Raw genomic sequence first — 11,931 nt, forward strand, 5'->3', positions numbered from 1 at the left:
TTCGTGTGTCGTGTCCGGGCCAATATTAGGCAACGGCGCATTGCATTACGGAGAGACGGCGAGGTGACCCCAATAACAACGCCGGACCACCAACAACGCCGGACCACCAACAACGCCGGACCACCAACAACGCCGGACACCGAAATCAAACACCACCCGGAAATCCCCGCGCCGGCCCGGCCCGTGCCGGGTTCGCGCCGTGGGCTACGGCAGCCACCCCGTCCGGCGGGCGGACGCGACGGCCTCGGTGCGGGTACGGGCGCCCAGTTTGCGCATGGCCGAGCGCAGGTAGCTCTTGACCGTCTCCGGGCCCACCCCCAGCCGCTCGGCCGCCTCCCCGTTCTTCGCGCCCCCAGCCACGCAGGCCAGCACGTCCACCTCGCGCGGCGCCAGCCGGGGCCCCGGGACGGGGCCGTCCCCCGCCACCAGCAGGCCGCACGCGCGCAGCAGCTCGTCCCGCAGCGCCGGGTCGGTGATCCTCGGCGCCAGCGCCCGCAGCGCCGCGTGCGCCTCCCGCACCTGCTCCCAGGCCGTGCCGTCCGCCGGACCGGGCGCGGACGCGGCCGCCGTCAGCAGCTCGTCCGCCTCGTCCCGCAGCACCAGCGCCTGCTCCGCGTCCCGTGCCGCCGCCACGGCCGCACTCAGCGTGCGGTCGCCCAGCGGCTGGGCCGAACGCAGGGCGCCGTACAGCACACCGCGCACCCGGCGCCGTACGACCACCGGCACGGCCAGCACCGAGCGCAGGCCCTCGGCGGCGACGGGCAGGTCGTACTCGTGGCTGATCTGCCGGGAGACGGTGTAGTCCGTCACGGCGCACGGCCGCGACAGCGCCACCGCCCGGCCGCCGAGCCCGTTGCCGGCCGTCACCGCCAGCGCGCTGAGGGCCGTCGTGGCCGTGCCGCTCAGCTCACTGATGCGCACCTGGCGCCGTCCGGACTCCACCAGGCCGCCGAAGGCGACGGGCAGCCCGGTGGTGCGCCGCAGCCGCACCAGCGCGCTGCGGATCTGCGCCGCGTCCGCCGCGTCCACCGCCACTCGTTCCGCCTTCCCTCCTGAGCGTTCCGGGACGCACACCCCCGTTCGGGGGTAGTGAGACCCACATCACGGATTAGACGATGGCACGGAGCCGCCCGGCAAGGTCCGGCACCGAGGAGGACAGATGACGACGGCCACGGAGCAGTTCCGCAGCGCACGGGACTTCCTGCTGGAACACCGCGAGGACTACACCGCCGCCTACGAGGGGTTCACGTGGCCCCGCCCCGACGCCTTCAACTGGGCGCTGGACTGGTTCGACGTCATCGCCGACGGGAACGGTCGCACGGCGCTGCACATCGTGGAGGAGGACGGCCGTGAGGTCCGGGTCTCCTTCGCCGAGATGTCCGCCCGTTCCAACCGGGTCGCCAACCGCCTGCGGGAGTGGGGTGTGGGACCCGAGGACCGCATCCTCGTGATGCTCGGCAACCAGGTCGAGCTGTGGGAGACCGCGCTGGCCGCGATGAAGCTGCGCGCGGTCGTCATCCCGGCGACCACCCTGCTCGGCCCTGCCGACCTGCGCGACCGGGTCGACCGCGGCCGGGTGAAGCACGTCATCGCGCGCGCCGAGGACACCGGCAAGTTCGACGACGTGCCGGGCGACTACACGCGCGTCGCGGTCGGCGGCGGCGCACCGACGGCCGGGTGGCGGGCGTACGAGGAGGTGTACACGGCCTCCGACGTCTTCACGCCGGACGGTCCGACCGCCGCCGACGATCCGATCATGCTGTACTTCACCTCCGGCACCACCGCCCGTCCGAAGCTGGTCGAGCACACCCACGTGTCCTACCCGGTGGGGCACCTGGCGACCATGTACTGGATCGGGCTGAAGCCCGGGGACGTGCACCTGAACATCTCCTCGCCGGGCTGGGCCAAGCACGCCTGGTCGAACCTGTTCGCGCCGTGGAACGCCGAGGCGACGGTCTTCCTGTACAACTACACGCGGTTCGACGCGTCCCGGCTGATGGCCGAGATGGACCGGGCCCGGGTGACCACGTTCTGCGCTCCGCCGACCGTGTGGCGAATGCTCATCCAGGCCGACCTGTCCCGGCTCGCCAACCCGCCGCGCGAGGTCGTCGCCGCGGGAGAGCCGCTCAACCCCGAGGTGATCGAGCGGGTCCGCCGCCTGTGGGGGCGGACGATCCGGGACGGCTTCGGCCAGACCGAGACCGCCGTGCAGGTCTCCAACAGCCCCGGCCAGGTGCTGAAGACCGGTTCGATGGGCCGCCCCAGCCCCGGCTACCGCGTCGAGCTGCTGGACCCGGTGACCGGCGCGCCCGGCGCCGCCGAGGGCGAGATCGCCCTGGACCTGTCCGACCGCCCCGTGGGCCTGATGACCGGCTACCACGGGGATGCGGACCGCACGGCCGAGGCGATGGCCGGCGGCTACTACCGCACCGGCGACATCGGTGCGCGCGACGCGGACGGTTACCTGACCTATGTGGGCCGGGCCGACGACGTGTTCAAGGCGTCCGACTACAAGATCAGCCCGTTCGAGCTGGAGAGCGCGCTGCTGGAGCACGAGGCGGTCGCCGAGGCCGCGGTCGTGCCGGCCCCGGACGAGCTGCGGCTGGCGGTGCCGAAGGCGTACATCGTGCTGGCGGCCGGGTGGGAGCCGGGCCCCGACACCGCGAAGGTGCTCTTCGAGCACTCCCGCCAGACCCTCGCCCCGTACAAGCGGGTGCGCCGCCTGGAGTTCGGCGAGCTGCCCAAGACCGTCTCCGGCAAGATCCGCCGCATCGAACTGCGCGAGGCCACCGCGGCCGGTTCCACCGACGAGTACCGCGAGGAGGACTTCCGGTGACCGAACAGCAGCACCTCTCCTACGCCCACGGCACCAGCACCACCCCGCTGCTCGGCGACACCATCGGCGACAACCTCCACCGCGCCGTCGCCGCACACCCGGACCGCGAGGCCCTCGTCGACGTGCCGTCCGGGCGGCGCTGGACCTACGCCGAGTTCGGCGCCGCCGTGGACGAGGTGGCGCGGGGACTGCTCGCCAAGGGCGTCACCAGGGGCGACCGGGTCGGCATCTGGGCGGTCAACTGCCCCGAGTGGGTCCTCGTCCAGTACGCCACCGCCCGCATCGGCGTCATCATGGTGAACGTCAATCCGGCTTACCGGGCACACGAGTTGGAGTACGTGCTCCGGCAGTCCGGCATCTCCCTGCTGGTCGCCTCCCTCGCCCACAAGAGCAGCGACTACCGGGCGATCGTGGACCAGGTCCGCGGCCGGTGCCCCGCGCTGCGCGAGACCGTCTACATCGGCGACCCGTCCTGGGACGCGCTCACCGCGGGCGCCGCCTCGGTGCCGCAGGAGCGGGTCGAGGCGCTCGCCGCCGAGCTGAGCTGCGACGACCCGGTCAACATCCAGTACACCTCCGGCACCACCGGCTTCCCCAAGGGAGCCACCCTCTCCCACCACAACATCCTCAACAACGGTTACTGGGTGGGCCGCACGGTCGGCTACACGGAGCAGGACCGGGTCTGTCTGCCCGTGCCCTTTTATCACTGTTTCGGCATGGTAATGGGGAATCTCGGCGCCACCTCCCACGGCGCCTGCATCGTCATCCCCGCCCCGTCCTTCGAACCGGCGGCCACGCTGGAGGCGGTGCAGCGGGAGCGGTGCACGTCCCTGTACGGCGTCCCGACCATGTTCATCGCCGAGCTGAACCTGCCCGACTTCGCCTCCTGGGACCTCACCTCCCTGCGCACCGGCATCATGGCGGGCTCGCCCTGCCCGGTGGAGGTGATGAAGCGGGTGGTCGCCGAGATGCACATGGAGCAGGTCTCCATCTGCTACGGCATGACCGAGACCTCCCCGGTCTCCCTGCAGACCCGCATGGACGACGACCTCGAACACCGCACCGGCACCGTCGGCCGCGTCCTGCCCCACATCGAGGTGAAGGTCGTCGACCCGGTCACCGGCGTGACCCTGCCGCGCGGCGGCTCGGGCGAACTGCGCACCCGCGGCTACAGCGTGATGCTCGGCTACTGGGAGGAGCCCGAGAAGACCGCCGAGGCCATCGACCCGGGCCGCTGGATGCACACCGGGGACCTCGCCGTGATGCGCGAGGACGGATACGTGGAGATCGTCGGCCGCATCAAGGACATGATCATCCGGGGTGGCGAGAACATCTACCCGCGCGAGGTCGAGGAGTTCCTGTACGCCCACCCGAAGATCGCGGACGTCCAGGTCGTCGGCGTACCGCACGAGCGCTACGGCGAGGAGGTGCTGGCCTGCGTCGTGCCGCGCGAGGCCGCCGACCCGCTCACCCTGGAGGAACTGCGCGCGTACTGCGAGGGGCAGCTCGCCCACTACAAGGTGCCCAGCCGCCTCCAGCTCCTCGACTCCTTCCCGATGACCGTCTCGGGGAAGGTGCGCAAGGTGGAGCTGCGGGAGCGGTACGGTGCCCCGCCGGCGCCGGACGCCCGCTGAGGGCTCTCACTGGATCAGTTCGAGGTGCGGGTGGTCCGCGGACACCGGGCAGACGTGGAGCTGCAGGTCGTAGCCGCGGGCCAGGTCGATCCGGGTGTAGTTCCCCGGGGGGACGCCCGGGGGGAGCGGGGCGCGGGCCCCTTCGCCCGCCGGGACCCAACTCCTGGTGCCGCTGTTCCACTCGGTGGAGGCGACGGTCAGCAGCGGGTCCATCGCGGTGCCGCACACCGCGCAGGCCCGGGGCACGGGATCGGTGAGGCCCCAGCGGGACCAGCCACCGGCCTTCCAGCCGGGGGAGACGGACAGCGTGGAGACGTAGAGGTCCTGCGGGGCGTCGGCGTAGGACGGGTCCGGCGCGGCGGCCTGCCACCTGCTCCAGTCCGCCAGCTCCTGCCGCAGTTCCTCGTCCAGTTCCATGAAGTGGGGGTACTCGACGACCTCGTCGGGCGCGAGCAGGCACGGCTGGGGAAGGTAGCCGGGGTACTCGACCGCCGGTGGCTCGGGGGGTGCGTCCAGGACGTCGGCGACCTCGGCGGCGGACCGCCAGAACAGCGCTGTCCTGGGGTGGGCGGTGGCCGGGTGGTCGAAGGGACACCACAGCACCTGGAGCAGATCGGCCCCCGCCCGGCCGGGCGGCCGCAGCAGGGGAAGCAGGGGAACGTCGCGCGCGTGGAGCTGCGCCACGGGCAGCATGGCGATCGGGCCGCCGGGCCCGGGGAGCCCGGCGTCGGCCAGGTCCTCGGGCGCCCGTTCCCCGGCCTCGTGGGCCTCGGGGTCCTGGTGCGGCGCACCGGCCGGGATGCCCCGGTCCGCACGTTCCTCCGCCAGGTCGAAGGCCGCGTCCACCTGTTCCCACGGGTGCGGATCGGGGCAGTGCGGCCACGGTTCGCCGGCGGGCCACAGGAGCGGCCCGCCGACGGAACTCTCGTGCGGGGACGGCGACCCGGGGCGGGGATGCAGCCGGGTCGCCGTGCGCGCCAGCGGGGCCAGTCGAGGGAAGAGCGCCGTGACGTCGAACGGTCGCGGCGGGGTGGTACGACTCATTCCGGCTCCCGGAGGCGCGCGTCGGAGGGGATCAGTTGCCGAGGTTGAGCAACCCCGTGTTGCGCTGGGTGTTGGTGATGTGGACCTCGGGGAACAGCGGCTGCGAGGTGCCGTCCGCCCGCTCGACTGTAGCGCTCATCGTCACCCCCTGAGGAATGGTGCTGGTGCTGTCCACGTAGTCGGGTACGACCTCGTAGTAGATGGCGTCGTTGGGGCCGAACGCCGCGTTCGCCACCGCCGTCTGCGCCGCGAACTCGTAGGTCCGCATGCTGGGCGTCCCGGTGTTCATGCCCACCTGCCAGCAGGGGACCAGGTTGTCCTGACCGCCGTCCCGCAGGCCGCCCTTGCCGCCGAGGATGTTGGCGATCAGGTGGCACCGGGCGAGCTGGGTCCCGGGCGAGTGCGTGCGGGCGAACTCCTGGGCGTCCTGCCAGCCGGTGATGTCACCCTCGGCGGGCGAGCCCTCGACGACGTTCTTGCTGATGCACGCCTGGGCGGTGGACGCCCGGGTGCCGGCCGGATCGGGCGGGCTGGTCGTCTTGTTCCGGTGCGGGACCGCTTGCGTGGTGTTCCTGATCCAGCCGTCGCTGGAGGGCAGTGCACCGGTCGGCGCGCTCCGCAGGCAGGCGGCCTGCGGCTCGGCGGTCGAGCCGGTGATCTCCACCTTGAACTCGTCGGCCTCCACCACGCGCTGGCCCGCGAAGCCCTCGAAGAGCTGCGACTCGGCCGCCTGGACGGAGGCGGCCGACGCGTGCACGCGGGCACAGGGCCGGCCGCCGTCGTCGCCGTTCATCGGGTAGACGTCCCAGCCGCCGCTGCTCCAGTTGGGGACGACCTCGGCGCACCGGGCGCCGTCGGTTCCCCCCTCATGGGTGGCCGCGAAGGGGAACTCGCCGCAACTGTCGTCGGCGACGAGGTCCGTCCTGGCCTGGAACGGCTGCGAACCCCCGCTGCCGCAGGTGCGGCTCGTGCGGTCGGCGATGCCGTCCTTCGCCCGGGTCAGCGGCTTGGACCGCCCCCAGCCGTCGGCCAGGTTCTCCTGGGCCCAGAGGTAACCGGCCGCCGCGGAGCCCGAGCTGGACGCGGCGCTCAGCTTGACGACGGGCATGACGGAGGGCACGACGCAGCCGCGGGCGGGCGTGGTCCCGGACGCGTCCCGCACGTCGTCGTCGCAGCGGATCTCCTCCGGATTGCTCCAGGAGGCGTTCGGGTCGGTGATCTGGGCGCCGGGAGAGGTGACGAAGAGCTGGTACGACGTGGTGAAGCGCAGCTTGGCGCCGGCGGCCGGGGAGGAGGTGTAGGTCACGAAGCCGTTGACGGACTCGCCCTTGACCAGCTCACCCCCGTACCACGGAGCGGTCTTGCTCGCCTTGCAGCCGGCCGAGCACGCGGACCTGAGCTTCGCGGTCAGGGACGTGACGGCCCCGGTCGCGCCGGTCATGGTCACCGTGACGTACTCGTTCCACTTCGGGTTCGCGATGTCGGCGGGCAGCAGGGCGCTGGTCGCGACGTTCAGGGTGCCGGTGCCTATCTCCTTGCCGTTGCCGTCCTTGAGCACGTACAGCACGGTGATGCCGCTCACGCAGTAGCCGAAGCGGCTGTAGGTCCACTGCCCGGGGACCGTGACGGCACAGCTTGCCGAGTTGTCGTCGTCGGCGGCGGTCTGCGCGACCGACCGCGTCGCGGTGCGGGACTGCCGGTCCGGCTGCTTCGCCGGCGCGGCGCTCATGGTGACGCAGGCCTCCACGGCCCCCGCCCTGCGCTCGCGGGACCCGGCGCGGGTGGGCGCGCACTCCTGCGCGGAGGACAGCGGGGCGGGCCGGGTCCGGGTGGGCGCGGGAGCGTCGGTCAGGTCGGCCACGTCGATCCGGTCGGCCTGACGCCCGAGGTGTTCCCGCGCCGTCGGTGTGTCCTGTGCGGGGGCCATGGCCGTGGTGGTGGCGCCCAGGGCCAGGACGGCCAGCAGGGAGACGAGCACGCGCCGGGAGCGCGGTATTCGAGATATTCGTGATGTGCGAGACGACGGTCTCATCGTAGGACTGTCCTTTCGGGTGTGACGAGCTGTCCGGTGGCGGCCGGTGCGCCCGGCCCGCCGCCGGTCAGAAGAAGTTGGACAGTCCGCTGGTGATCGAGGACACCAGCTCCTTGCCCTCCTCGGCGACCTTGTGCACGACCGGTGCGACCTTCTTACCGGCCGAGACGACGAGCTTGCCCCGGCCGAAGGTGGCCAGGTTCAAGGCGGTGCCGCCGATGGACTTGACGAACTCACCGCTGGTGAAGCCGTGTTCGAGGCCGGTGAACAGCGAGCCCAGCGCGCCGGCGCCGAGGGACACGTAGCCGAAGAACGCGGCACCCGCGGCCAGCGGCGGGAAGACCAGACTGGCCAGGCCCAGCCCGGCCGCGATGAACCCGGTGGCGATGCTGACCGTGTTCGCGGCGTCCGCCCACCAGCTCGCGTCCGACCACCAGTCCTCCTTCCCGGAACCGGTGCCGTTCGGGTGAACCTCGTCGTTGGTCTCGTTGTCCGCCGGGTCGCGGCCCTCCTGGCGCTGCTGCTGCGCCCTCTCCTTGGCCCGGCGGGCCTCCTCGCGCTGCTCGGCGGCCCGCTTCTGGGCGACGATGGCGCGCGCCTGGCTGGACGCGGCGGCGGCGGCCTTGGCGTCGCGGCCGGCCTCCAGCTCCGACTGGCGGGCGCTGGCGGCCGACGCCTGCGCGCTGTAGGAGGACTGGAGTGCCGAACGGGCGGAGTCGACGGCCTTGTTGGCCGAGTAGTTGGCCGAGCGGGACGCGCTGCGCGCGGTGGCGGCGGCCGCCTTGGCCGCGCTCGCCGAGGTCTTCGCGTCGGCGGCGGACTTGTCGGCGGCGTCGGCGTTGTCCCTGGCCTGGTCGGCGTAGCTGTCCGCCTGCTTCGCCGAGGCGATGGCCTTGTCGGCCCACTCCTTCGCCTTGTCGGCGGCGTTGCGGGCCTCCGCGGCCGCCTTCGACGCCAGCGCGGCGTCCTCCTGGGCCTGGTGGGCGATCTTGGCGGCGGCGGCGATGGCCCCGCGGATCGCGGCGACGTGGGTGGCGGAGTCGTGGTCGAGCTGCGCCGCCGTGTGCTGCACGACCTGGACGAAGTTGCGGCGCATCCAGGTGGGGCCCTCCAGCGCCACCTGGGCGTACGACTTGACGTACTCGCCCCCGTTGGCGAGGGCCGTGGAGGTCGCCACCGCGTCGTCCTCGCGCACCGCCTCCGGATAGGTGCGGTCGAAGAAGTCCGAGATCGCCTCGGGCGTCCCGGCGTCCAGGGCGTCGTTGGCCGCCTTGATGACCGCCTTGCCGGGGTTGTCGTTGAGGATGCGGGAGATCTGCACCAGGCTGTCGTCCTTCGACGCCCGGATCACCCCCGAGGTCAGGAAGTCGCCCACCGCGGTGGCGCTCTCGCTCTCCAGGGCCGCCTGCGCGGCCTCCGCGACGGCGGGGCTGGAGATCTCGGCGAGGTACAGGACGGTCTCCCGGTCGTCCTGGCCCTGGGCGAGGGCACGGTCCAGGTCGATCCACGAGTACAGGTCGTCGTCGGTGCCGGCCAGCGCGTACTGGGCGGCCTGCCGCGTCCACGCGCCCTTCGCCTCCAGCAGGCCGGTCGCGGCCCGGCGGCCCAGGGTGGCGGCGAGCGCCAGGTCCCCGGTCTCGAACAGGGCCTTCTCCGCGGCGGCGATCGTCTCCTTGAGTGCCGCCGCGGTCTGCTCGTCCTGGGTGCGCTTGTCGTCGTACTCGGCCTGCTCCTGCGCCTCGATCTCGGCCAGCAGCCGGGCCTCGTCCATGCCCTGGAGCATGTCCTGCTCCAGCCGGGCCAACTCGGCCTCGCGCGCCGCCTGCTCGGTCGCCATGGCCTCCTCCACGGCCGTGGTGGCGTTGTTGGCGGCCTTGACGGCCTCCTCCGCGTGCGCGGTGGACTTGTTGGCGTAGTCGATCGCCTGGCCGGCGTACTTGACGGCCTCGTCGGCCGCGTCGGCGGCCTTCAGGGCGTGCTCGGCGGCCGAGTTGGCGGCGTCACGGGCCTTGCGCGCCGCGGAGGCGGCGGTGTTCGCGAGCGCCTGCGCAGTGGAGGCGGCGTTGGTGGCGCGGTTGGCGGCGGTGGTGGCGATGGCCGCCTGCCGCTTGGCCTCGTTGGCCTCGGCCTGGGAGGCGCCGGCGGCCGCGGCGGCCTGCGCGGCGGCGGTGGCGGCGGCCGCCGAGTTGCGGGCGGCGGAGGCGGCCGAGTTGCCGGCGTTGTAGGCCGCCGCGGACGCGGAGGCCGCGTAGTCGGCCGCCCTGGCCGCGGTCTGGGCCTTGGCGGCGGCGTCGCGTGCGGCGAAGGCGGCGTCCTTGGCCTGCTGGGTCTTGTTGGCGTCCTTGGACGCGGCGATGGCGGCGCTGTACGCGCGGGAGGCGGCGTTGCCGGCCGTCGCGGCGGCCTGGGAGGCGGCCGCGGCCGCCCACGAGGCGCGACGGGAGGCGACCACGGCCGCGTTGGAGGCGCTGATGGCGTCACGGGCGGCGTTCGCGGCGCCCTTGGCGGCACTCGCCGCCTTCCGGGCGGCCGCCGCCGACCTGCGCACGTCGTCCTTGGCGGCGGCGGCCTCCGCCGCGGCCTTCTCCGCGGCCTCCTTGGCCTTCTGGGCGGCGGTCTGGGCCCGCTCCGAAGCCTCGACCGCCAGGTCGGTCTCGGCCTGGGCCTGCTTGCCCTCCCGCTCGACCACGGCCACCAGTTCGGCGATGGTCGCCGACTCCTGGTCCCGGGCCCTGGCTATGTGCTGGCCGGTGTCGAGGAACCACTGGACGTCCGACGCGGTGCCGCTCAGCGCGCGGTCCGCGTACTTCTTCACCTCCGGCCCCGCGCCGACCATCATGGCGGCCACCTGCACCTGGGCGTCCTCCAGGGCCCCCGTGTACTGCCCTTCGACGAGGAAGTCCTCGAGGGCCTGCTGGGTGTTGGTGTCTAGGGCGGCGGATGCCTCGCGTCTGACCCCCTTGCCGCCGGTGCTCGACACGATCGAGGTGGCCACGGCCAGGTCCTCCAGCAGGGCGGGCTTGTACCCCTCGCCCAGGAAGGCCGCGACGGCGGCGTCGCCGTTGTCCAGGGCGGCGGACGCCTCGCGCCGGGTGCCCTTGCCGGCCCGGAAGATGAGCCGCGAGACGGCGACGCGGTTGTCCTCCGCGACGACCGTCGGGAGCGTTTCGGTGAGGAACGTCCGGACGTCGGCGTCGGTGCCGTAGAGCGCGTAGGCGGCGGCGGCCTTGGTGGCGCGGCCGCCCGTGGACCAGGCCTTGACCACCTTCGCCCGGTCGGTGTCCGGCAGCACGAGCGAGCCGTCCGCGGGATCCTCCCCGTCGGCCGCGCGGGCGGGCCGGGCCAGGGAGAAGGGGGTGGCCGCCACTGCGGTGGCGGCCGCGACCGCGCCGAGCAGGCGTCTGCGGCTCCAGAACATCGTCTGCATGGGTGAGTTGTCCTCGTCTTCGTGGGTGGGCGGCAACGAATGCACGCGATGGGCCGTGCCTATTTGAGCGCTCTTCGTTGGGGAAATCAATTGCGAATAAGGGGATGTGAGGAAGCGTCAGGAATGCCCGTTCGGTGACTCCATTGATCTGCACAGGTTCTTCACGTCGAGTCGCACAACCTTTGCAAAACGTGAGAGACGTCACCCGACCTCCTCAAGTGACGTCCCGTTTGAGGTAGTTAACTCGGTGGACAGTGGTCACCGCGTGACGTGACATGGTCACTGCGACGGCACCGGGGGTTCAGGAATGGTTATTCCGGCAGTCACGTACCGCGCGATTTCCGTCCCGCAATTTCGGCCGGGTGCGGACGCCCGGCTGTACCTGAATTGATTAAGGATCGGCATGAGAGAAAACGTCGTTGTCGCGGCGAATTCACGAAAAAGGAAGCGGCTCATCGCGCGCACCCTGATCGCGGCCGCCGCCGCGGGGGCGCTGGCGTGGGGCGTGCTCGCCTCCGTGCCCCAGCAGCCGGCCGGCGGCCCGTCGGTGTCCGTCGCCGACGAGGCGCCGGGGTACGCGGTGGAGGACTTCGACTACCCGCAGGCGGACAAGATCGAGGCGGAACAGAACATCCTGCTCAAGCGGGGCGACGGTCACATCACGCTGGTGGACTGCGCCAGCGGGACGGGGTTCATCGAGGTGCGGGCGCGGCGGACCGCGGACAAGGTCTGCTTCAAGTCGGTGGGCGACTCGGGCTGGCTGACCCTGGAGATCCCCGCGGTGTACTCGATGCGGGGCAACGAGTACGAGACGCAGGTGGACATGACCGTGGGGGACGAGGAGAAGTCCTTCGACCTGGAGAAGAACACCTGGACACCGGTGGGCGAGAGCGCCGACGAGCAGAACCGTGAGCACCTGCTCGTGGAGATCAGGACCTCCAAGTAGCGCCCAGACGAC

The 11,931-nt window shown here is 72.3% G+C and carries 7 protein-coding genes; 3 read left to right on the plus strand and 4 right to left on the minus strand.

Annotated elements, in window-relative coordinates; translation table 11 throughout:
* Positions 1-204: 204 nt before the first annotated feature.
* A complete protein-coding gene (locus tag IE258_RS26765; protein ID WP_189747513.1) occupies positions 205-1,035 on the minus strand; it encodes a helix-turn-helix transcriptional regulator in 831 nt (276 codons plus the stop codon).
* A gap of 124 nt (positions 1,036-1,159) precedes the next feature.
* Here IE258_RS26765 and ibuL point away from each other — a divergent pair, with 124 nt between their 5' ends.
* Entirely contained in the window at positions 1,160-2,836 is a 1,677-nt protein-coding gene (ibuL, locus tag IE258_RS26770) for an isobutyrate:CoA ligase IbuL (protein ID WP_189747516.1), read from the plus strand.
* Positions 2,833-4,470 (plus strand): linear/branched/unsaturated fatty acid:CoA ligase LbuL, encoded by a 1,638-nt coding sequence (gene lbuL, locus IE258_RS26775; protein WP_189747517.1) that lies wholly within the window; start codon positions 2,833-2,835, stop codon positions 4,468-4,470. The genes ibuL and lbuL overlap by 4 nt, the downstream gene beginning before the upstream one ends.
* 6 nt (positions 4,471-4,476) lie before the next feature.
* On the opposite strand, the gene IE258_RS26780 is transcribed toward lbuL, so the two are convergent.
* The 3 genes from IE258_RS26780 to IE258_RS26790 form a co-directional block, all read right to left on the minus strand.
* A complete protein-coding gene (locus IE258_RS26780; RefSeq protein WP_189747520.1) occupies positions 4,477-5,514 on the minus strand; it encodes a hypothetical protein in 1,038 nt (345 codons plus the stop codon).
* 31 nt (positions 5,515-5,545) lie between these two features.
* Positions 5,546-7,492, minus strand: coding sequence for a DNA/RNA non-specific endonuclease (locus IE258_RS26785; protein ID WP_229892440.1), 1,947 nt, complete (start codon positions 7,490-7,492; stop codon positions 5,546-5,548).
* 121 nt (positions 7,493-7,613) lie between these two features.
* A complete protein-coding gene (locus tag IE258_RS26790; RefSeq protein WP_189747522.1) occupies positions 7,614-10,973 on the minus strand; it encodes an ALF repeat-containing protein in 3,360 nt (1,119 codons plus the stop codon).
* Between the two features lie 403 nt (positions 10,974-11,376).
* Between IE258_RS26790 and IE258_RS26795 the strand changes: the two genes are divergently transcribed.
* Entirely contained in the window at positions 11,377-11,919 is a 543-nt protein-coding gene (locus tag IE258_RS26795; RefSeq protein WP_229892441.1) for a hypothetical protein, read from the plus strand.
* The last annotated feature ends 12 nt before the right edge of the window (positions 11,920-11,931 follow it).

This window comes from Streptomyces tendae (genome assembly GCF_014650435.1).
GTDB lineage: Bacteria > Actinomycetota > Actinomycetes > Streptomycetales > Streptomycetaceae > Streptomyces > Streptomyces tendae.

Coding starts and splice junctions, on each gene's coding strand:
- IE258_RS26780 (WP_189747520.1), bottom strand. CDS start 5,514: ATGAGTCGTACCACCCCGCCGCGACCGTTCGACGTCACGGCGCTCTTC.
- ibuL (WP_189747516.1), top strand. CDS start 1,160: ATGACGACGGCCACGGAGCAGTTCCGCAGCGCACGGGACTTCCTGCTG.
- IE258_RS26795 (WP_229892441.1), top strand. CDS start 11,377: ATGAGAGAAAACGTCGTTGTCGCGGCGAATTCACGAAAAAGGAAGCGG.
- IE258_RS26790 (WP_189747522.1), bottom strand. CDS start 10,973: ATGCAGACGATGTTCTGGAGCCGCAGACGCCTGCTCGGCGCGGTCGCG.